The 22,698-nt window shown below is 41.7% G+C and carries 16 protein-coding genes and 1 tRNA gene; 7 read left to right on the forward strand and 10 right to left on the reverse strand.

The genetic code is table 11. From position 1 onward, the window contains the following. Positions 1-2: 2 nt before the first annotated feature. The 5 genes from LQ226_RS17415 to LQ226_RS17435 form a co-directional block, all read right to left on the reverse strand. On the reverse strand, positions 3-782 hold the full coding sequence (locus LQ226_RS17415) for an SDR family NAD(P)-dependent oxidoreductase (RefSeq protein WP_231419324.1): 780 nt from the start codon (positions 780-782) through the stop codon (positions 3-5). Positions 783-1,090: 308 nt separating this feature from the next. Then, positions 1,091-1,870: an ABC transporter permease gene (locus LQ226_RS17420; protein WP_231419325.1), complete on the reverse strand. Its 780-nt coding sequence runs from the start codon at positions 1,868-1,870 to the stop codon at positions 1,091-1,093. Beyond that, entirely contained in the window at positions 1,867-2,775 is a 909-nt protein-coding gene (locus tag LQ226_RS17425) for an ABC transporter ATP-binding protein (RefSeq protein WP_231419326.1), read from the reverse strand. Before LQ226_RS17425 ends, LQ226_RS17420 begins: the two co-directional genes overlap by 4 nt. Beyond that, positions 2,772-2,978 carry a PLDc N-terminal domain-containing protein gene (locus LQ226_RS17430; RefSeq protein ID WP_231419327.1) on the reverse strand — a complete coding sequence of 69 codons (207 nt, stop codon included), beginning with the start codon at positions 2,976-2,978 and terminating at the stop codon, positions 2,772-2,774. The genes LQ226_RS17425 and LQ226_RS17430 overlap by 4 nt, the downstream gene beginning before the upstream one ends. A 458-nt stretch (positions 2,979-3,436) precedes the next feature. Continuing rightward, positions 3,437-3,509 (reverse strand) — tRNA-Ala (locus tag LQ226_RS17435). A gap of 240 nt (positions 3,510-3,749) precedes the next feature. On the opposite strand from LQ226_RS17435, the gene LQ226_RS17440 reads away from it, so the two are divergent. The 4 genes from LQ226_RS17440 to hpaB all read left to right on the forward strand — a co-directional run bounded on the left by LQ226_RS17440 (position 3,750) and on the right by hpaB (position 11,084). Continuing rightward, on the forward strand, positions 3,750-5,849 hold the full coding sequence (locus LQ226_RS17440) for a hypothetical protein (RefSeq protein WP_231419378.1): 2,100 nt from the start codon (positions 3,750-3,752) through the stop codon (positions 5,847-5,849). Between the two features lie 15 nt (positions 5,850-5,864). Beyond that, entirely contained in the window at positions 5,865-7,832 is a 1,968-nt protein-coding gene (locus LQ226_RS17445; RefSeq protein ID WP_231419328.1) for a beta-propeller fold lactonase family protein, read from the forward strand. 342 nt (positions 7,833-8,174) lie between these two features. Continuing rightward, entirely contained in the window at positions 8,175-9,536 is a 1,362-nt protein-coding gene (locus tag LQ226_RS17450) for a sodium/glutamate symporter (RefSeq protein WP_231419329.1), read from the forward strand. A 129-nt stretch (positions 9,537-9,665) separates the two neighbouring features. Further along, positions 9,666-11,084, forward strand: a complete 1,419-nt coding sequence (gene hpaB / locus LQ226_RS17455; protein ID WP_231419330.1) for a 4-hydroxyphenylacetate 3-monooxygenase, oxygenase component — start codon at positions 9,666-9,668, stop codon at positions 11,082-11,084. A gap of 45 nt (positions 11,085-11,129) precedes the next feature. Here hpaB and LQ226_RS17460 read toward each other — a convergent pair whose 3' ends face one another. From LQ226_RS17460 to LQ226_RS17475, 4 genes are all read right to left on the reverse strand, one after another. After that, entirely contained in the window at positions 11,130-11,720 is a 591-nt protein-coding gene (locus LQ226_RS17460; RefSeq protein WP_231419331.1) for a hypothetical protein, read from the reverse strand. Between the two features lie 88 nt (positions 11,721-11,808). Beyond that, the gene (locus LQ226_RS17465) at positions 11,809-12,486 is read right to left on the reverse strand and encodes a BMQ_0737 family morphogenetic spore coat protein (protein WP_231419332.1); all 678 of its coding nucleotides are present in this window, start codon (positions 12,484-12,486) and stop codon (positions 11,809-11,811) included. Positions 12,487-12,602: 116 nt separating this feature from the next. Continuing rightward, entirely contained in the window at positions 12,603-13,304 is a 702-nt protein-coding gene (locus LQ226_RS17470; RefSeq protein WP_231419333.1) for a BMQ_0737 family morphogenetic spore coat protein, read from the reverse strand. Positions 13,305-13,348: 44 nt separating this feature from the next. Beyond that, positions 13,349-14,047 (reverse strand): BMQ_0737 family morphogenetic spore coat protein, encoded by a 699-nt coding sequence (locus LQ226_RS17475; protein ID WP_483313514.1) that lies wholly within the window; start codon positions 14,045-14,047, stop codon positions 13,349-13,351. Between the two features lie 214 nt (positions 14,048-14,261). On the opposite strand from LQ226_RS17475, the gene LQ226_RS17480 reads away from it, so the two are divergent. From LQ226_RS17480 to LQ226_RS17490, 3 genes are all read left to right on the forward strand, one after another. After that, positions 14,262-16,052: a hypothetical protein gene (locus tag LQ226_RS17480; RefSeq protein WP_231419335.1), complete on the forward strand. Its 1,791-nt coding sequence runs from the start codon at positions 14,262-14,264 to the stop codon at positions 16,050-16,052. Between the two features lie 188 nt (positions 16,053-16,240). Beyond that, positions 16,241-16,459 carry a hypothetical protein gene (locus LQ226_RS17485; protein ID WP_231419336.1) on the forward strand — a complete coding sequence of 73 codons (219 nt, stop codon included), beginning with the start codon at positions 16,241-16,243 and terminating at the stop codon, positions 16,457-16,459. A gap of 67 nt (positions 16,460-16,526) precedes the next feature. Then, a complete protein-coding gene (locus LQ226_RS17490) occupies positions 16,527-19,910 on the forward strand; it encodes an ABC transporter transmembrane domain-containing protein (RefSeq protein WP_231419337.1) in 3,384 nt (1,127 codons plus the stop codon). A gap of 54 nt (positions 19,911-19,964) precedes the next feature. Here LQ226_RS17490 and LQ226_RS17495 read toward each other — a convergent pair whose 3' ends face one another. Then, the gene (locus tag LQ226_RS17495) at positions 19,965-22,295 is read right to left on the reverse strand and encodes a sensor domain-containing phosphodiesterase (RefSeq protein WP_231419338.1); all 2,331 of its coding nucleotides are present in this window, start codon (positions 22,293-22,295) and stop codon (positions 19,965-19,967) included. Positions 22,296-22,698: the final 403 nt, after the last annotated feature.

The following is a 22,698-nucleotide window of genomic DNA, read 5'->3' on the forward strand; positions in this document are numbered from 1 at the left end:
CTTTAGGAATTGGCACCATTCATATTTTGGGCGATTCGAGCAGCCACAGAGCGAGGAACGAACTTGGCAGCTAAAGCTCCAACCCGGTTCATGCGTCCAGGTACAATTACACGGTGTTTCTTCTGATAGCCTTCAAACCCTGCTTTTGCTACCGCTTGTGGAGACATGGTGCTAGCAGCAAGTTTCGCATTTTCTGCTTTGGCTGTTTTGAAGAAGTTTGTACCCGTTGCTCCAGGACAAAGTGTTGTAACGTGTACGTTTGTATCTTTTAGCTCTTCGGCAAGTGCTTCAGAGAAAGAGAGTACATAAGATTTAGAGGCGTAATAAACAGCCATCTTAGGGCCTGGTTGAAAAGCAGCGGTGCTGGCTACATTTAAAATACCAGCGGACAAGCCTTGATTCGCCGCCTTCTTTAAGGAAGGCAGGAAGTAGTGAGTGAGCTCAGTTAAAGCTGTAATATTCACTTGAAGCATGTCCTGTTGCTCTTGAAGAGAAAGCTCGTCGAAATTTCCGTTTAACCCAAAACCAGCATTATTAACGAGGGCCGTCACAGGGAGTTTCTTATCCATAACCTGTTGGTAAAGTTCTTTCGAAGCTCCGGGCTGAGAAAGGTCTTTTGGAATTACTGTCACGTCGATGTGTGTTAATTCCTCTTTCAACAGTTGAAGTTTCTCTTCGTTTCGAGCTGTGATAATTAAATTATAGCCATTCGCAGCGTATAGCTTAGCGAACTCATACCCTAAACCACTAGATGCGCCTGTAATAAGGGCTGTTGGATTCATTTGGAGAACCTCCTACAATGTATATTAGTTCGTATGTTTAAGTATTTAAACCATACAAAAATTTCTACATAAAGTCAACTTGATGACATCATGAACGGAAGTGTCCGAAAATCAGAAAGATGAGGACGGCTATAACAATAATGATGGAAGAAACAATAGCAAACATGTTTAAGCTCCTTTTAACGTATATGAAATAGGTGTGAGGTGAATGAACAGGATGCTCGATCTTCTATACTTTACCCTAATTGGCTGTACTCTAAATCTAAAGAGAGATAACGAAAAAAGGGGGCTCATGAGAGCCTCCCTTTTTATGCGGCTAGTTCTTTTTTTCGAAATAACATAATGGAGCTAACGAGCAGAACAGCGATCAATAAAAGAGTAATGGCGACGGTGAGCCAGAGGTCTCCGTTTGTTGTACCGTTTGTAACATACGTACGAATAAACGTATGAATTTGAGCGGGGTACCCATCCATGAAGCGTGATATAAGCCCGCTTAGGCTATTGATTAGTATGACAACCGCTATTGATAGAAACCCGACAAGACCAGGTGTCTTGAAGAAAACATTCATAAATATAGAAATGGTCAGAACCAACATCATCCAGACGCTATATAGGAGGAAGGATCCGAGCATCGAAGAGAAGGCTAACTCTCCGTACAGAATGTTTACGTAATACCAACTACTTACTAAACCAAGAAATAAACTGATAAGGACGAGTAAGAGAGTACTAGCCCATTTAGCTGTAATATAGGCGGCATAGCTTACCGGTTTGACTAGGATTAATTCTGTTACCCCGCTCTTTCGTTCGGCTGCGATGATCCCCATTGTCATGAGGAGTACAACGGCAACCCCGAGGAGATTAAGTTGTCCAAAGCTTAACAGGAAAGCTTCAGATGGTGTGGGTGTTGGGAAATTAAACGTTGTTCCTTCAGGCATTTCACCGGACTTCTCGAGAATGACAGGCAAATAGTAAGTTGTGATCGGGTCCATGACGGCTAGCAAAATAAATGTAATCGGTACCCAGATCCATTTAAAATTTCGCCAGTTTTCAAGTAATTCTTTTTGAAAAAGTGCCATCCACTGCCTCATTCGTTCACCACCTTCATAAATAACTCCTCAAGGGAAAGACGCCCATATTCAAACGAGGTGAGTGGCCAATGCTGGCTCGCCGCAGTTTTAAGAATACTAGATCGTCCAACTGCTAAATCACGAACCTCAACAAGCAACGTATCCCCGTTTCGTTCGACGCGTGTCACTTCTGGTAAAGATTCAATCGCCTCTAAATACGATTCTGGGTGCGATTCAAAGCGAAGGGCTATTCTGTTTACAGCATGCGTGTCTCGGAGCGCCTCTAATGTGCCTGAATGGAGCAATGTCCCGTTATGTAACAGAATAAGTTCATCACTCACTTCTTCTGCATCACTCAAAATGTGGGTGGAGAACAAAATCGTTGTTTCTTCTTTTAGTTCCTCAATTAAATTCAGCACCTCGCGACGTCCAATCGGGTCGAGAGAGGAGACGGGTTCATCAAGTATAATAAGTTTGGGCCGATGAATCATAGCTTGTGCAATACCGAGTCGTTGCTTCATACCACCTGAATACTTGCCGATTCGTCGGTTCTTGGCTTCGTAAATGCCCACTCGCTTTAATAAATCATCAGCACGAGTCACGGCCTCTTTCTTAGATAAATGAGAGAGGCGGCCCACATACGTCAGGAACTCTGCTCCTGTCATCCAGTTATGGAAGACAGGATATTGAGGCAAGTAACCGATCAGGGAGCGAATGTCTGTATGACCTTGCATCCCTTCAAAGGAAACAGTCCCTGATGTTGGTTTCATTAATCCAGACAGCATGCGAAGTGTCGTTGTCTTCCCGGCTCCATTCGGGCCGAGGAGCGAAACGCATTTGCCTTTTTCTAAAGAGAAAGATAACCTATCCACGACAGGTTGAGCGTCAAAGCGTTTCGTTAAATCTTGCACGTGAACAAGACTCATCGATCATTGCTCCTTCCAAATATAAAGTAAAGAATCGGTCCAATAAGATTCAGTAGCACGATGACAAGAAGCCATACCCACTTTGGCCCATTCGTTTGTTCTGTGCGCACCCAATCAATTAGGGCAACGATTAGTAAGATGCCTTCAATGACAAGGATGGGGGCGATTAAGACCCACGGAATGGACTGGAATATTTCAGTCATACCTACTCCTCCTTTTTTCTCTTTATGTATATAACGTATGAGGAGAGGGAGGGGTTCAAATCAATTAATATTTTTTTGGTAGGCTCTGTTAAATTTTATTTTACTTGGAAGGGGCCGTTATATTTTATGAGTGCTTGGGCTTGTTCGGGGACAACTCGCTTTCCGACGGGGAGATGGGGAGCCTCCTCGTTCGCATTCGCTCTCTGTGGGGTCTCACCTAGGCTCTTTCCCCCGTAGGAGTCTCGCAGTCCCCGAACAAGCTCTGGCTATAAAAGGGGGAACGGCCCTGAGGCTAGTTTCAAGGGAGGTTTTAGATGGCATGTTTGCGTTCACTCAAATATGGAAAAGGTGGGCCTGCCTAACTCTCACCTAAAGCAAACGCAAACACTCTCACAGCTTCGTGAGTGGGGAGTAGGCACAAAAAAAGAAACCTTTGATTATCAAAGGTTTCTTTATAGTGGAGCATGCCGGGCTCGAACCGGCGACCTCATGGCTGCCAGCCAGGCGCTCTCCCAACTGAGCTAATGCCCCGTATGTAATTGTGAAGACAATTAAATTATACATCATTCAGAAAAGTCTGTACAGAGAAAGTGAAAGCGATTTTTTTAAAGAACAACCAGGAGTGGGGGAGTCTTAATTAAATAGGTAGGTTTTTTATAGAAAACCTTTACATTCCCTAGGGTTTTCGGTAAACTGATAACAGTTCTCATTGATAACGATTATCATTATACATATAGGGAGAGAGTGTACGTGAAAAAGCCATGGAAAGTGATGTCTTCAATGATGTTTGCTTCAGCCATTCTACTAGCAGGTTGTACAAATGATGAGGCATCTTCTAAGACGGATGAACAAGTAGAAGAAACGGATCAACAGCAAGAGGGAGAAGGAGATCAGCAAGCGAAAGGGTCTTCTGTAGCAAGTGTCTCTGTAAAAGACTACAACTCATTTGATACAGCGGGCAATATGCTTGCCTATGCGGAGTTCGAATTGTCTGGAGAACCTCTCGTTGAAGGGCTTGGGCTTGATCTTGATGTGTTAGATCCTAAAAATGTGGATGCGCCAACAAAATTTGATTATACAGCAGGCGTTGAAGCATATGAGTATTCTGAAGAAGCCATGTACGAAGTTGTGGAGAAGTCAGGACTAGGTTTACATCTTGTGAACGGGCCGGCTGTTCAGAATATAGCAGAACAGGAAGAGAAAGAGCCTTCTCAAGTTCTTGGTGAACGTTTCTATACATTAGCTGATCAAGTAGGCTATCCACGGGAAGAAATATTCCAAAACATGTACCCGACTATGATTGAATACTCAAGTGGGGATCCTCACTATGCTCAGGAAGTGAACACAGGGGAGTATGCTTCAAATGATGATGGCACGTACGTTCCGATGTACCAGGTGGACTTCCAATCGCTACGCTGGGATCGCGGGAAGATGGATAAAGTGTTAACACCAGCTGCATATGGCGGTACGTTCCTTAAGCAATCCCTTTGGGCTGGAGATTTCATGGGTGGTTTCCACACGGTGGATGGAGACGAAGAACTAGAAGCCGAATCGGCTGACGGAGATTCTGATGAGAATATCGCACTTGGCGTAAGTTCAGCAGATGGCATGCAGGGTCTGATCTTGACGGAAGAAATTTGGAACAAAGTGAATTATGTTCGCGATTCTCTATTTTACAGTGCAAATGACCAGGGTCTTACTCAAGCGCAATTAGGAGATTCCTACAATCCGGAAGAAGGGCTTGTATACTTACCACATAAAATCGCCGTCACAGAAGACGGAAATGATCAAGCAGCAAATGCTGAGAGTCTAGAAGTCTCAGATGCTAGCAGCCAACTGCGTGACCAGTGGCTTATGCTTTGGCCATCTGCTGAGTTTTACGGCATGACAGATCAGCGTCCAGCGAATGAAAATGTTAATCCGGCTTTCCGTGCGCTATTTGATAGCAATCCTTATCCAAGCGCACCTGCTGAGAACCTGGATGATCATGCGTCCAATGATGTAGCGTCGAATGATCCATATTCTGCGAACAAAGACGTGATGATGCACGTGTTTAAGAATTTAGATGCCATGCATTTTAATAAAGAAGTGGGCGCATTTGTAACGAGTCATAGCGGTTCTGAGCAAGGGGATTATGTGGATACATTTGAAGCGGGTTACACCATCGAATCCTTGCGAATCTTCGAGCGTGCGATTGATGGATTACCTGTAGGATATGCAAATGCAGAATCTGCAAAAGGTCTTGAGACAGAAGAAGGGAAACGGGCCCTTGAACTGATTACGAAACAAGCAGACTTTATTAAAGATAAATTAATGCTCGATTCTGGGCTTGTCGCAAGCGGTTATAAAATTGGGGAAGGCGCCGAAGATGCTACAACGCTAGATGCTCAGATTGGAGCGATTCGTGGTTTAACGGCAGCTTACCTTGCAACAAAAGACGAGCAATATCGTGAAGCGGCCCGCACCATCTATCAAGCCATGGATGAGAAGCTTTGGGATGAAGAAGTGAAAGCTTATGCAACGAAAGGCGAAGAGATGGTCTACACACCAGAAACGGCCGGGGGAGTAGCAGCTGTTTATCGTGTAGCGATCAATAATTTGGCGAATATGAACGAGGACGAACAAAAACCGGCTTCATTAGATCGTGAAACGATTGTTTCCCGCTACACGGAATTCTTTGATGTAGTAATTGATGGTCCTGCGACGGATCAAGGCATGCAAGTGAGTGAATTCTGGGATACGGGTGACTTCTACAAGACAGATGATGACAGTGGCAATACGGATCAAGACAATGTATTACAGATTCAAGCAGGTCATGGCGAACATGGCATTGCTCCCGTATTATTAGACGTAGAGATTACACGAAATTAAAGAAGGTTGATCCATATGAAAAAAGGATTTCTTATAGTTACGCTCCTGCTAGTGGGAGCGTTCCTTTTTATCCAAAACCAAACCAAAGGCATAACCGTGGATAATTCCGTCGTTCGTAATAAACCGGCTCATAGTGACAACATCGTGTTGGACGATCGTGGCGACTATATTTATACAGCCAATATTGATGTATCAACCGTAACCATGATGAAGGCTGATTCAAAGGAAGTAGTCACTGAGATTCCCGTCGGAGATGCACCGCGTCAATTAACACTCAGTCCCGATGAACACTATCTCTATGTATCTAGCATGGATGACCACCAAGTGGATGTCATTTCAGTAGAGAAACAGGAAGTGATTGATACATTTGATGTAGGGGTTGAGCCGTATGGAGTGCTTACAAGTCAGGATGGCCGTACATTGTATGTGGCCAATTATCGTTCGAACACGATCAGTGTCATTGATGTGGAGAAAGGGCAAGTAGAAAAAGAGATTCAAGTGCCAGAACGCCCGAGGACACTAGCCCTCACCCCGGATGGTGATAAACTTTATGTGCCTCATTACTTATCTGGGAAAATCAGTGTCATTGATACAGAAAATCAGAAAGTCATAGACGAAATTCAGCTTGCCGATTCACCTGACCAGGCCGATCAAAAGAAAAGCCAGGGTATTCCGAATACGCTCGAGAACTTTGTTATTAGTCCTGATGGCAAGCGGGCCTGGGTTCCACATCTGTTAACCAATACGGATACCCCAATTCATTTTGAAGAAACAATCTTCCCAGCGATCTCAGTTATTGATTTAGAGAAAGGGGAAGAGATGGTCGATGAGCGTAAAGAGCTCTTTGAAGAAATGAACGTAACAGATAAGAAAGATGAAACTATGATCGTATCAAACCCTTATGATGTTACGTTTTCACCAGATGGGGCCAAGGCGTATGTAGTGATGTCCGGAAGTGAAGACTTAGTTGTCTTTGACCGAAAACGCGGGGGGAATGCGACTCAGGTACTGAGAAGGATTGAAGGAGACAATCCCCGTGGCATTGTTATGAGTCCTGACGGAGAGAGTGTTTATGTTCATAACGCGATGAGCCACGATCTCGCCACTATAGATACGGGTGGTTCAAGTCCTTATGCGACTGCTACACAATCGAAAGAAGCAATCGCCCTCATAGGCAACGATCCGCTAGATCCTCTCGTGCGAGAAGGGAAAAGAGTGTTCTACAGTGCCAATAGTGATGAATATGCCGCTGAGATCACGGGGAACAACTGGATGAGCTGCGCGTCTTGCCATAGCGACGGTTTGATCAATGGTCTAACACTCCAAACGCAAAAGGGCCCCCGTAATGTTCCAAGTAACGCTGTTGCAACAAAGACAGGGTTGTTTATGTGGGACGGGAGTCGTGATGATTTTAAAGATTACTTGTTAACCGTTCAAGGGGAAATGGGTGGTATGACGGAATATGATGCGAGTAAACCGCTACCGGAAGATGTGTCCCACATGTATGATGCCTTGTTTGCTTACTTAAAAGAATCCCCAGACTTTGAACCACCAAAGAGCCCTTATCGTGCAGAAGATGGTTCGTTAACAGAAGAAGCGATGCAAGGGAAGGAATTGTTTGAAGGAAAAGGGAATTGTATGAGCTGTCACGCAGGAAGTGAGTTCACAGACAGCGACCAGGCAGTGGGTGAAAACAAGGATTTAACAACAGACAACACGGATTTCTTGCACGATATCGGCACAACCAATGAAGGAGATCAGCCTTCAGATGGGGATGCTCGTGCGGACTTTACAAATCCCCGTGAAACGAATCAGTTTGATACACCGACATTAAGAGGGGTATGGGCAACAGCTCCCTACCTGCATGATGGTTCAGCTGAGACTTTGGAAGAAGCAGTAGAGAAACATGAATACCAAGAGGTCTCTCTTCTTTCACAGCAAGAAGTTGAACAGATTACAGCTTACTTGAAATCAATTGAATAGTCATTCTAGACCCAGAGCCTGGCTTTGGGTCTTTTTTGTATCGGAGGAAATACCTTCACAACCTATCAAAAAAATTTTCCTTGCGAAAATCGTAAAAATGCTTATAATTAAATAAGTCGGAAGTCGAGATATTTTGTCGAATTCCCGCACATAGGCTGCCAACACAAGAGGATCCCTCTACCTGAAGCGGCTTTTTTCTGCCTGAAAAAGTCGTTTTTATTGAACAACCTTTCCATATTTTAGAAGTTTTAACTTCCGCGACAACTCTACCCTACATTTACAGAGTTACCCTATACGAAAGAAGAAAGAAAGACTACAACATCATACAAGGAGCGTGGGTAAATGACAGTTTGGGATTTAGCTATTGATTTAGGTGTCATTTCAGTATTATTACTAATTGGTGTGGTTCTCCGTGCCAAAGTCGTGTTTATGCAAAAATTATTTATTCCAGCAAGTATTACAGCCGGAGTTTTAGGATTAACGTTTGGTCCGAATGGATTTGATCTATTACCTTTTAGCGATATGGTATCTTCTTATCCAACCGTTCTTATTGCCGTTATTTTTGGTGCCATTCCGATTGGTGCTGCTAAAGTTCAGTGGAAGAAAACATTCGGTCGTGTCCGAAATATGTGGGTCTATTCTATGCTACTGACACTCCTAATGTGGGGAGGCGGAGCTTTAGTTACGTATCTTGTCATCGCGAGAGTCAGTGACGTTCCAGATGGATTTGGGCTCATCTTAGGCGCAGGATTTCTTGGAGGTCATGGTACGGCTGCTGCGATTGGAGAGGCGTTTAGCGGTCTCGGATGGGAAGAAGCGACAGACCTTGGGTATACCTCTGCGACAATTGGACTTGTGGCTTCCATTTTAGGCGGACTTCTCCTAATTAAAACGAACACAAAAAAGAAACAAACGAACTTTATTTCAGATTTTAGCGACCTGCCACAAGAATTACGGACAGGACTTGTGAAGAAAGATAAGCGTGTTGTATCAGGGGAAGATACGGTTTCTAGTAATACGGTTGACCCTTTATTCTTCCACATTGCGATTTTAGGTGTCGTGGTGTTAGGCAGTTATTATCTGAAATCAGGAATTGAAGCCGTATTTCCGCAAGTGAGCATTCCGTTATTGAGCCTTTCCTTTGTCGTTGGTCTCATTATTCAAATGGTGTTAAATGGGACAGGGACGAACGAATACGTGGATAAGCGTATCATTGATCGCTTAAGCGGAACAGCTACAGATCTTATCGTGGTATTCGGAATGACGTCGATTAACCTGGCCGTTGTGGCGTCTTACTTATGGCCGCTATTAGCCTTAATGGTGTTTGGTGTCATTTGGGCATACTGCATATTCCGTTTTATTGCTCCGCGCGTATTCCATCAGCACTGGTTTGAGAATGGAATCTTTGGCTGGGGATGGAGTACCGGAACGGTAGCGATGGGGATTGCCTTACTTCGTATTGTCGACCCGAAGGCTGAAAGTACGACGCTTGATGATTATGCGCTCGGTTATGTAGGTATGATCCCGATCGAAATCTTGATTATTGCACTTGGACCTGTAATGGCGATGAGTGGACTTGGTCCTGTGTTCTCATTGATCTTATTAGGTGGAAGTCTGGTGATCCTTGCTGTAGCGGGTAAAGTTGGCTGGCTTGTGCCAGGTTCAAAAGCGTATATTCCTACAGAGGATTCAAAAGTTTCCTAGTGTGAAGAAAGAGCTCTCATTGTGAGAAGCTCTTTTTTTCGTGGGGTGAGTGGATCTTTAGTTCGGGCTCACGTTTTTAGGCTTCCCTAATAATATAGGTATGAACTTATAAAAATGGGAAGTGAGCACATGCCGGCCATAACAGGTGACGAGTATATCAAGCGAATTGATACATTACAGAGCAACATATGGTATGACGGAGAGAGGATTACCGGAAAACTTTCAGAGCATAGAGCTTTTGCTGGTGTTATGAAAAGTCAGGCAGCCCTATATGATTTGCAGCATCAAAAAGAAAATATGACGTTTACATGCGAAAAGTCAGGAACGGGAATCGGTGTATCGTATCTGATCCCGAGATCTGTGGAAGATGTAAAGAAGCGTAGAGAAATGATACAGGAGTGGGCCACTCATAATGGAGGATTTATGGGGAGAAGTCCAGACTATATGAATACCGTTCTTACCTCTTTTGCAGCTTCTCTTGATCTATTAGAAGGGGAGAAAAAGACCTTCCCGAAGAAATTGAGGGACTTCTATGAATATGCGAGGGAGAATGACCTATCTTTTACGCATACGTTCATCAGTCCTCAGTCGAATCGGTCTAAGCTAGCGTTCCTTGATGATGAAGTCACGAATGCTCGGATTGTTGAGAAACGGGATGATGGTTTAGTGATTCGCGGAGCTAAATTACTAGCGACGCAAGGAGGAATTACAGATGAGGTCATTGTATACTCCAACCCCGGTACCGCAGAAGAAGATCAATCGTATTTATTTTCAATCCCGACGGATACAAAAGGATTAACGTTCGTCTGCAGGCGTTCGTTTGTAGAATCGGATACGCCTCTTTCATCCCGGTTTGATGAAATGGATACGGTCGTTTTGTTTGAAGATGTGGTCGTTCCATGGGAGCGGGTTTTTATTTATGAGAATGTAAGAGCGGTAACAAGCCTTTATAAGGAAGGCAAATTTATTCCGTTTACGGTCCATCAGATTGTCTCAAGGCAAGTGATTAAGGCTGAATTTGTTCTCGGTGTTGCTCAGTCCATGGTGGATATGATCAACATTGGAGAGTATGATCACGTTCAGGGCAAAATTGCAGAAATTATGCGTGGCGTTGAATCGTTGAAAGCCCTCCTGTATAAGGGAGAAGGAGGAGGGACGTTGGATGAAGGGGGCGTGTACATCCCTGATCCGATCCCCCTTTACGTAGCTGTATCTGAATTTCAGGCTTTTTACCCTCGATGTATGGAGATTGTCCAGCAGTTAGGAGCAAGCGGAATGATTACACTCCCTTCTGAACGTGACTTCTCCTCCGATGTAGGGGAGAATCTCACCTTCTATTTAAAAGGGTATGAGAAAAATGGGAAAGAGAAAGTGGCGTTATTCCGCTTAGCTTGGGATATGGCTATGAGTGGATTTGGTACCCGGCAAATGCACTATGAACGATTCTTTTTCGGAGATCCTGTAAAGCTTGCTCAAAACCTTTATCAAATGTGTCCGACAGAGCGGGCTAAAAATAGGGTTGAGCAATTCCTGCAAGAGAGGTCATAAATGAACGGTTAAAAAGGGTTTATCCATGGTGGATAAACCCTTTATTTATAAGGAGAGATTGATTTTATTCAAAGCCGGTAAACCTTCTTTGATTTCCTTCCCATAAACGAATCCTTCAATTTTAAAAGGGCCTTTGTGCTCGGTTCGATCTACTTTCACTTGAAAGTTAGCGAAACTCAATGACGTCCCTCCGGAAAGTTCGTTTACGTTTAGAGGAGCAAGCCAGTATTCACCTTTCTCATCCACTAAACGTTGCGCATCTTCATTCAGATAGTTCCATGTTTGCATGGGAACTGGACTGTAGCCTTGGTCGACCATTTCTACAGGGCTGATTCTTCCCGTGAAAGACGAAGAGTCTGTTGTATTTAATTTCAAGCAAATATGAGGACTCCGTAAAGGGAGACTCCCTTTATTTTGGATGCTAAAGCTGCCGATTATGTGAATATGAGACTCGTCATCTTTTTGGGGAATCCGTACGGTATGACTGAAATAAGGGATCACCATGAACGTTTCTTGAGGTGGACTTGGGTCTGAATTTGTCCCCGCACGCGCTTCTTCAAGTAATTCCTTCGTTTTTTCTAAATCCTTTTCGATATCTTTGATTTTCTTCTCAACCTTTTTCAGTTTCTTATCCATTCACAGACCTCCTTCTCGTTACATACTATGAAGTAGGCAGATGGAATAATCCCACATATGTAAGTGAAGTGCAGAAAGGCTCTGCACTTTATAGATGACCAGGGAAGATTTGAGGGCATTGTTGTGGTGCTTGAGGTGCACAAGTAGTTGTTGGATTAATGAGTTCACGAGGCTGACATTGTTTGGCGAAGATTTCTAATTTTACTTCGTCGTAGGATTGGATGGCTAAGCAAAGAGTACCTGTTAAGCTTAATGTAATAAGTGGTGGGTTTTGCCCTTGAGGAATACATTGAACATTAAAAGCTTTAATGGTAGAAGGGAGCCATTCGCAACTAATTTCTGTTCCTTCTGGAGCGCAAAGTAAGATTTGCTCAGGAGGTAGAGAGTTTGCCGGTCCGCTAATTGTTCCACAAAATGTGTCAATCTTTTGGCCGAGATCATTTACAATATCAAATGTAATGGTTAAAGTAATTGGCCCGTTTGTTAGAGTTACCCACTGTAAAGTAATGCTTTCCCCATTTTCTAATTCAACTTCTTGATCTTCTCTAGGCTCGATTTCACTGCACGAAGCTATAATATTGCCTACTCGTACATTTGAAAATTGATTGCCTGCTGTTATTAAGTCGCAGATCTCAGTTGTTGTTACCCCATTTGATGGAGTGAACGGGATATTTGAGATGGTGCCTGACCTATTTACTATCACGTAGTCAAAGACCTTTAATGTATCAATACATTCACGATTATAATCACATAGATTATTTACCAATGTTCTCATCCTTTCACCAATTATTGGAATACATGCCTTGCAGAAAAAAGAAAAGTCTTTTATTAAGCAAGTTATGTAAGCGTGCAGACTTTTCAATCTGCACGTTATAGTTTTAATTAGCCATTGTTTCGTGGACCAGGGAAGATAACTGGACATTGTTGCGGAGTTACTGGCTCGCATGTTTCTATAGGGTTAATCAGTGGTCGAGGTTCGCAAAGGCGTGCGATTACCTCAAGCTTCACTTCGTCATTCGATTGGATAGCCTGGCAAAGGTTGTAGTTAACAGAGAAAGTTAATGTGTCAGCAGTTCCGCCACAAGTGAAATTATATGGACGTACTGTAGAGGAAGGAAGTAGCATACAATCCACATTCGTTCCCTCTGGTGCGCAAAGTAGTACATCTTCAGGTTCAATGTTGTCAATCACTGAAGTTCCGCAGACATTGACAAGAACGCATCCATTTGGATCAACTACATCAAAACTAAAACGGAATGTTACAGTATCTTTCTCAATCGTTACCCATTGAAGAGTGACTGTCTCTCCATCAATTTCAACTGTTTCATCTACTCGGGATTGTGGATCTACTTCTCCACATGTACTTGCATCCGGTAGAATTTCTGTACGGACATTTCTTACTCTGTTATCTGTTGTTGGATCTAAAAGGGTACAAAGGTCTGCAGTTGTTGGGTTTAATGTTAGGTCTCCAACTGCAGAAGTCACTGTATCTGTACCTGGAAGACTTACAATAACGTAATCAAAAACTTTTGTAGCATCAATACATTCACGACGGTAAAAGCTTAAATCTCCAAACTGTTCCATTTAATCATTCTTCCTTTCAAATTATTTATTCTAATTACCAAGAATTAAGAGTCGGAACCATTCATGTTCATTGTACCTGGAAAGATAGCAGGACATTGTTGGGGTACAATAGGCTGGCAAGTATCCACTGGGCTAATAATTGGGCGAGGTTGACATAGACGAGCAAATACTTCAAGTTTTACTTGATCATACGACTGGATGGCTTGGCAAAGGTTGTATCGAACGCTAAAACGAAGATCAATCGGATCTCCTACGCATCTAAAGTTGTATGGGCGTATTGAAGTAGAAGGTAAAAGTGTGCAGGCTACAGTAGTCCCCTCTGGTGCGCATAGTAATAGGTTTTCTTGAGCGATATCACGGATTAAGGATGTTCCACATGCTGAACCAACAACACATCCATTTTCATCTACTACATCAAAGCTGATACGGAATGTTAGCGGCTCATCTTTAGTAACTGTAACCCATTGTAATGTTACTTCTTCACCATCTATTTCAACTACTTCGTCTCCATCTACTTCTACGCTACATCCCCCCTCTTCAGGAATAACAACATCAGTTTGAATGTTGGCTAATCTTCCACCAGCATCAAGAATCGGACAAATGTCAGCCGCAGTTAAACCGTTGCTTGGAAAGAAGCGAACAGCATTATCTGTGCCTTCGAGGTTTACGATGACATAATCAAAAACTTTTTGAGCATCAATACACTCACGGCGGAACCCACTAAGGTCTCCTAAATGTTCCATGAACAAATCTTCCTTTCTGATAAATATTTGTTTTACGCTACATCCTATGTGAAGTACGTATATACGGTATAAGGAAATTGTCTATTTTAATAGAAATATTGGAAAATAGTTACTAAACCTAGGAGTTACCACCTTCACCACGATCTTCATCACACAAATATCTAATGCGAATATAAATAGAAACAAGAATGAGTATAAGAAAGGGTGGTTACCTATGGAGACTAATGATGGGAAGACAGAGAGTAGAGAATCGTTAATAAAAGTGGAGCAATTACAAAATGATCTGGAAACTTTGTTTTTTGAGTTAGAGAGGGAAACTGATTCGTTAGATGTACTGTGGAGTCTTTCGAATAAGAAGAAATCTATTTTGGATATGTTGAGGTCCGCGTCAAAAGAGCAAAAATTATCGTTGCAACAAATTAGTGAACTAGAAACTACACTTGAATCGCTTCATCAACAGTTAAAAAAGTCAGAGCAAGCTTCTGCTTATTCGAATGATATCTGGAATGATCTTCTTAATATGAAGAAAGAATTGAGGAACACAGAAAATAAGATCTATGCAGTCCACACTTCTCAGAATAAAATAGAAGGTCTATTAGAATCACTGAAAAGTAGCCAAGTCAATAAAGAAGAAATAAAAGCAATATCGGATAGTTTGTTGCAGGTGAATTTACGGGTGAATACGATTGAGGATTGGATGAATACCAATGCAGAAAATATGATTAGTAGTCTCAAAGATATAATTGTATATGAAGAAAAGAATAGTAAGAAAGCTGAAGAACTACAGAAATCTTCAACAGACTTAAATCAAAAAATAGAAGAGTTGGAGTTTGTTGATCCTGAGGAAATGAATCATCAAATCCAAGAATTAAAGAACAATATAATGGAAGCAGATGATAAACAAGAAAAACGTACTCAAGAGATAAGGGGGATCATACAAGAGTTTATTTCTAAAATCGACTTGCCTTCACTTATTTTTAAAAGCGATCTGCAAGAATTACAAAACCAATATCTACAAGAGATTGATAAATTACAACAGCAGCGTGTCGAGTCTGAATTAAAACATAAATCTTCTTTGAAAGAATGGGTAAAGGAAATAAAGAACGAAATGAGTATAGAGTTTAAGGGTTATATAAAAAATCTTGAATCCCAAATTACCTCATTAGAATTTGTTACGAAGGAAGACTTGTATTCTCATAATCCTCAATCCTTACAAGACCTAAGGAATGAAATCAATGATCTAAAAGATACACAAGCCAAAAGTGTCGGTGGAAATCAAGAAGTTGTGGCCAAGGTGAATGATATTGTAATGCAAGTAGAGGACTTACATTCGAAGGTGAATACACTAGACATTGATCGTAGTAATGTAGAGATTCTCAAAAAGCTCATTCATGATGTAAATGAGTTTGAAGAAAAGATCGTAAAAGTTGTTTCAGGTATTAAGGATGAGGCGAAGGAAGTAGAATCTCCTATAGTAGAAGTTGAAGCGGAAGAAGAAACAAGGCAGAAAGATGTAGTGGAAGATAAACAGCAAGAAAAGCCTAAAGAAGCGAATCGTTCTAATTCGGTCGTATCAGCAGATAGTTGGTTTTATCACTCTGCTAAGAATGCAAAGGAAACTCAACAGTTAAAAAATCCTTATTCACAACCCAAAACAACGCGCCCCTCTTCAAATAGGTCTCCTAAAAGTCCGACCAGCCGCCAGGTGAGAAATGCTTATCCGAATAAACCAACTAGTTACCCATCCTATCAGAAACCGACTAAACCTGAGCCACCTAGTCCCAATCAGAAGCAGTCTTTGCAACGCGATGCTGTTCAACAACCCGTAAAGCCGTCAGAACAGAATGAGGTGAAACCGCCCGTTAAAGAAGCTCAGGCTGAGTCAAAGATTAAACCATCAGATCAAGTAGCTAAACAAGAAGAGAGTAAAGGCGGTCATAGTGAAAACCAAGGGGGAAGCGGTTCTTCCTTTCTTAATAATGTGAAAAAGTTTTTTACAGAATAATATGATAGAAGAGCCAGCCTTCCAGGGAGGCTGGCTCTTATTAAAACGAGCATTTTTTGTACTTACAAAGGGGAATTCTTGTATGAATTAGTAAAAAAGTCTTAAAATATGCGGATATTTTTGAAAATTTAGTCGTTTTATGTAAGAATAAAATTTGTAGCAAAAACAACCAAGAAGGAGGATTCATAATGGCAAACAAAAAGAACAATTTTGTAGAAATTGATGTAGCTGAGTTAGAAGAAACTTCTGGTGGTTACAACGCTCGCCAAGCTGGTGGAACTTCTTCAGGAAGTGGAGATCTTGCTCTTTGTGGTGCGTATTCTTGGGGGATGGCAGGCCAGCTCGCTAGTAGGGGTTGTGGAAGCAAGCAAGTATATGCAGAGCAGATGTACAAATATTGTAGATAATTATTAATTATGAAGAGGAATTCTGTCAGGAATTCCTCTTTTATTTGTAGAGAGGTATTTATTCACTATGAAATACAATTCGTATCATATTAAGCAACAAACAGAGAATGATTGTGGAATTGCAGTAGTTTCAAGTGTGCTCACTTACTACGGCACCCACCATAATTACAGTTATATTCGGGACTTACACTTTACAGATGGTGAATATACACTACGAGATATAAAGCTACTTTTAGAGCGTTTTGGTTATGATGGGAAAGCAGTTAAGCACGTAGGGGAGGACATAAAATCTTCACTTGAAGAACTTTCAACTCCATTCATTGCTCACGTTCAGAACAAAGAAAGAAGGCATTATGTTGTTGTTTATGAAGTGGAAGAAAACGGTGTGGTCATTAGTGATCCTTCAGAGAAGAGGCCTAACAAGCTCAATTTTAATGAGTTTGATGAAATCATAACCGGAGTTTTTATCGAGGTCCACCCTATAGCTGCCAATGAGGCTGAGGTTCAAGAAGAAAGGTTGCGTTCAGGGTACAGCATGAAATCCTTTTTCTTAGAACTTTTAAAGAATAACAGAAGAGCTTTGGTCACAGTAATTGTTTTTTCAATTGCCTTTTTATTGTTAACCGTTTTAAATTCAATGTTTTTTAAGTTGACCATTGATTATATTATACCTAACCGTAATATCAGAACACTTCATCTATTGTTAATAGGTTTTGTTGCTGTGAATGTTCTTTTTACGTTATTTGGTTTTGCCAGATCACAAATCATTGTAAGGCTATCAAACCATATGGATTTACACATTGCGGATGATTACTTCAAACATATGATGCATGTAGGTTTGGATTTTCATGATAAACGAAACAGTGGTGAGTTAATATCCCGTTATGAAGATTCCTTGCAAATCAGGGAGATTTTGAACAAGTCGGTTATAGGAAATGTATTAGACGTCACGATTGCGGTAGCAGCAAGTTCTATCTTGTTGTTTACTAATGTGCAGATTTTTGGTCTTACGATGGGAGCTTGTATTGCATTTCTACTAATCACCGCCTTATATTTCAACGTAATTGCAAGAAGGGCTAAGAAATATTTAGAAGCAAAGGCAGAAGTGAATAGCTTTCTAGTCCAGTTCCTAGGGAAAATGAACTCTATTCTTTCCTTTAATAAGACAAGCTATGTTCATGAAGGAATTGTATCTAAGATCAAGAGTGAACAGCGTGCTCTTTACAAACTAAGAACCACAGAGAATCAAAGTGGGGCTTTAAAGACGTTGTTAATGAATGTCTTCTTCTTAGTGATCGTTTGGTATGGTACTCTTCAAATTATAAATGGTTCTCTTAGTCTGGGGGATCTTGTCCTATACGTAACTTTATTAAATTTCATTATAGCTTCCGTTAATAATTTGATTAATACACAAGTGGAACTCCAAGAAGCACTTGTAACGATTAACCGATTTAAAGATTACCTGGGATACCCTGTGCAACCTGAAGGGGATAAAGATGTGGAGGATATCCTATCAGTAGAGGCACATGAACTTAAATATGGCTACAATTTAAAAGAAACGCTTATAGAGTGTGATTCATTTGAAATTGAACGTGGTGAGCGCATTTATCTTCATGGAAAGAGCGGTTCAGGTAAATCCACATTTACTAAACTACTGGCTAATTTATTAACACCAACTGAGGGCGTCATCTTTGTTAATGGGGAAGATATACGTACGTATACCAACTCCTCTCTTAGAAGAGCCGTTACGTATGTGAGCAATGAGCCACTTATTTTAGATGGTACAATCTATGAAAATGTAAGCATGGGGGATACGGTTGACCCTGATGAAGTCATTCGGGCATTAGAGATTGTGCAGTTAAACGCCCATATTCAAAAACTCCCGCAAGGCATTGAAACAACCATATACGAAGAGGGAGGCAATCTGTCTTCTGGTCAGAAGCAGCGCTTAAACTTAGCTAGGGCTCTCGTTCAGGGCCATCAATTGCTCATTATGGATGAAGCATTAAGTCATGTAGATGAGGATACAGTTCATACTATTTTAGCTGAGATTAGCAACTCCCAGTCTATGATGATCTACATCTCGCACCGGAATTTAAGTAAAGAATATTTCCACAAGACTTATCGTTTTGATACTAAAGAAGAGGGAAGTTTAACCCATGTGCTTACTTTAGATGAATTAGGTGAACAAAATCGTACTAGTTCTACTTCATTTAGGAGGGAAGGAATGGAATCTCATCAACCCCTAACCCCGTTATTAGAAAAGTATAGTCAGACTGATTTCGGTGAAGATCTAAGGCTTATATTGGATATAGATAAATTAGAGAAAGAGTTACCTCAGGATACAGCCTTTAATGAAGATACATTTATTAAAGATTATGAGAAGGTCATCACCCCGAGTACAGCCTGTTGTATCATGACCTATAATGAGGAGAAAACGATTAGGCGCGTGCTACAGTCAATTTCGTCTTACTTTGATTCTGTTATCGTTTTAGATTCCTATTCCACTGATCGCACAACAACCATTATTGAAGAAGAGTTTCCTGACACAGAGCTCATTTCGTTAGAGTGGGAAAATGATTTCTCTTATCATCGTAACCGCCTAATTGAATATGCTCATACAGATTGGGTTTACTTTATTGATGCAGACAACTATATTCCTAATCATGAAAACGTAGCAAAACTCGGTCGTATTGCTAAAGTCATTACTTATCTGGGACTAGAAGAATCTGTAGCCCTTAGTCCTCTTATTCAAGAACATAATGGACGTGTTACATTTGATAACAGAAGATTCTTCTCAAACAGAAGTGGGATTCGATTTGAAGGAACAGTTCACGAAGAGCCTGTCCTTCCTGGTGGAGGAGAAACGATAGGGATTCATATGGATTTTGAAGTTGCTCATGATGGGTACGAACCGACAAAGGTGGAAGAGAAACAGAAGGTTAGTCGAAATATTAACTTAATGAAACAAATGATGGAATCGGGAAAGGTGAAACCGAAATGGTATTATTTCTATGCGAGGGATCTCTACCATGCAGACCCTGTTCATAAAGCGGATGAAGCTCTTCGTTATTTAGAAGTAGGGCGTACTCAAGCGGATTCCACGAACACTTCATCTTATTTACTGGATAACTTAATGTTAAAAACTGAGATATGTATACAGCATCGAAGATTGGAGGAAGCAAGAGAAGCGGTAAGTGAATTAGAAGATAAGTTCCCCGATTTGGCAGATACCCATTACATGAGGGCGCTCATTATGCTGAATGAACTTCAGGGTAAGGTGGGGAGCTTCTTGGCTTCATCTCGGGATGATCTTACTGAAAATCCTAATGCTTATAGTGTGATTCAGCCTAATTTTCAACACATTGATGAACTGTATACACATATTGCTGAGAGCTTGAACTTATCAGACTTGGCAACGCGTTTTAAAGAAAATCAACGAGTAAAATAGTTAAAAAACTACCTGATACATCAATCAGGTAGTTTTTTATTTCTCCTAGTACTTTTATAAAGTATAATCCCTCATCCACTTCGTAATCTCTTTTACCGGTAATGGTCTCGAAATTAAAAATCCCTGAACCTGATGACAGTCCATTTTCCTGAGTGCTTTTAATTGATCGATTTCTTCTATCCCCTCAGCCACAACGGACAGTTCAAGATTTTTGGCCAGGTTAATCATGGTTTGAGCTATAGCTGCATCCTTTTCATTGGAGCTTATGTTCTCCACAAATCTCCGATCAATCTTTAGTGATTGAATCGGGAAGTGTTGCAGATAACGAAGGGAGGAATAGCCAGAACCGAAGTCATCGATCGCGATGCAACAGCCGATGTCACGGATCGACTCCATTTGTTTCATAATGAGGTCTTGATTCTCCATAGCGAGACTTTCTGTAATTTCGATAATAAGGCCTTCGGGTGAAATTCCTGTTGTATCAATAGCCCTTTGTATAACGTCTGGAAGGTCCCCTTGCTGAAATTGGCGAGGGGAGATGTTAACGGATACAGTAAGGTTCTCATAGCCCATGTCGGTCCATTCTTTCAGTTGACGAGCGGCTTCCTCAATAACCCATTTTCCAATAGGAACGATGTGCCCAGTGATCTCTGCAAGTGGAATGAAATCTCCTGGTGAGACAAGTCCGTGCTCGTGGTGATGCCAACGTATTAGGGCCTCAAGGCCGACAACTTTCTTCGTGAAAAGGTCAATCTGAGGCTGGTAGTAGAGTTGGAATTGTCCCTTCTCAAGACCTTGCATCAGATTCATTTCAAAGATTAAGCGTTCTTTAGATTGATGTTCCATAGAGTCCTGGTAGACTTGTAGAACATTCCGTCCCATTTGTTTCGCTTCATTGGTTGCTCGGTGAGCGTTTTGAATCAATACACCTGAATAATCACCATGAGCAGGGTAGAAGGAGATCCCTATGCTGCATGTTAAGAAGAGGCCTTGATCGTTCACTTTGAAAGCTTCATTAAACGCTTGTTTAAATGTATGAATACGTCTGTAAAGTGAATGGTGATCCTCTGTGACACTCGTTAGAACGAGAAAACTGTCTCCATCAAGGCGGCCCAACTGTTCTCCTGATTCAAGCAATTGCCGTAAGCGTTTTGTAATGGCAAGAATAAGCTGATCCCCCACTTTATATCCAAGAGCTTCATTCACTTTCCAGAACTGATCTAAATCAATATAAATAGCTGCAAACTGTTCGGTTTGTTCCTGAACGGTAGCAATCTTTTCTTCGATCAAGGCTTCCATTTGATTGCGGTTTGGCAGTTGGGTGAGAGGCTCTGTGTAAGCGAGTTTTCTCACTTCATCTTCTGCCTTTTTCCGTTCGATGTGCTCGAGCACGAAGGCGGTTAAGTCTGCAATTGAGCTTACGAAGGCTTCTTCTTCAAAATTCCATTGTCTTGGTTCCGTGTGCTCCACACACAGTACGCCAATCGATTTCCCGTTACAGAGGATAGGGGCATCAAGTAGTGCTTTGATGTTGTTTTTATAGAAATAAATATCTTGTAATTCGTTTACTCGGTCATCCTGCCTTGTATCCTCAATGGTGACCGTTCGCTCCTCCTCGATGGCTTCAAAATAGGTTGGATACTGTTGTTTTCGAAGAGGCTCTTCTTTAGAGTGAGACCTTGTGTCTTTTGAATACATCGTGATGTTTTCAAAATGTGGAGAGGGCCCTTCTTTCTTTTTTAACCAAATGCTCGTCCGACTGGCGCCAAGCGTGTGTGCGGTAGATTCACATAGCATTTGCATTGCAGGGACTAAGTCTACTGTGTTTAGCCGCTCATCCTTAGCCAGTCGCATAAATTCCGCTTGTTGACGGCGGATTTGATCTGTCCTGTATAAGACGCTTTCCTCTTGTACTTGTGAAGCGGGTTGTTTCTGAGCTAACATGACGCCAATCAAAGTGATAAGAGGGGTGATAAAGTGCTCATATTTAAACGCTCGGTTTGAGAACACGACAAGAGCACCTGTCAGCTGCAGGTCTTTATAATGTAAGGGTACGACAATATGATGGGTCGCAGGAAGGCTTTCAAATGGTGCAAGGATAGGTGAAGAAAGGGGACTCTTATGGATGTATTTCTTTGTGGCATTCACTTCATCCAACCACTGAGGGGATAGCAAAGGCAGAGGATATAAAGTGGTATCTAAAATAGCTTCGTATTCAGGGGATAACCGGCCATTTTGTTGGGTGTAAACAACAGCACCGTCACTTTGGAAAAAGTTGTTCATCTGTTCAAGGGCATAATAAATCGCATTAGGAACGCTTCGTTGATCCATTTCACGATAAATATGTTGGAGTATTTCAAATAGTTCTGGTTCAGATCGTAGCATAATCGGATGGCTCCTCCTTCAGACTTCAAGTTAACGGTATTATAACAAAATAGAAAACCAAAAGGGAGCAATAACCACCCCGATAGCATATTGGATGTCTTTAGCAAGATAAAGCGTGCCAGACACCCTTTAATGCTGCGCAGAAACGCAGGGTGTCTGACACGCTTTAGTGTGCTAATACGTTGCTAAGCGGGCACTTGCGCTTTTGATGACATCCAGCTCCAGTGCCCAGCAACTAGTAGACTTCCCTCACCTCTGGTCGATAAGTCAACATCGATTCGCCATTGGCTCATCGTGTTTCCTTTATCTCGCGGCGGTTCAGTCCAGTCTATACGTTGCTAAGCGGCACTTTCGCTTTTGGTTACATCCAGCTCCAGTGCCCAGCAACTAGTAGACTTCCCTC

Source organism: Pontibacillus sp. HN14, from assembly GCF_021129245.1.
Classification (GTDB): Bacteria; Bacillota; Bacilli; order Bacillales; family BH030062; genus Pontibacillus.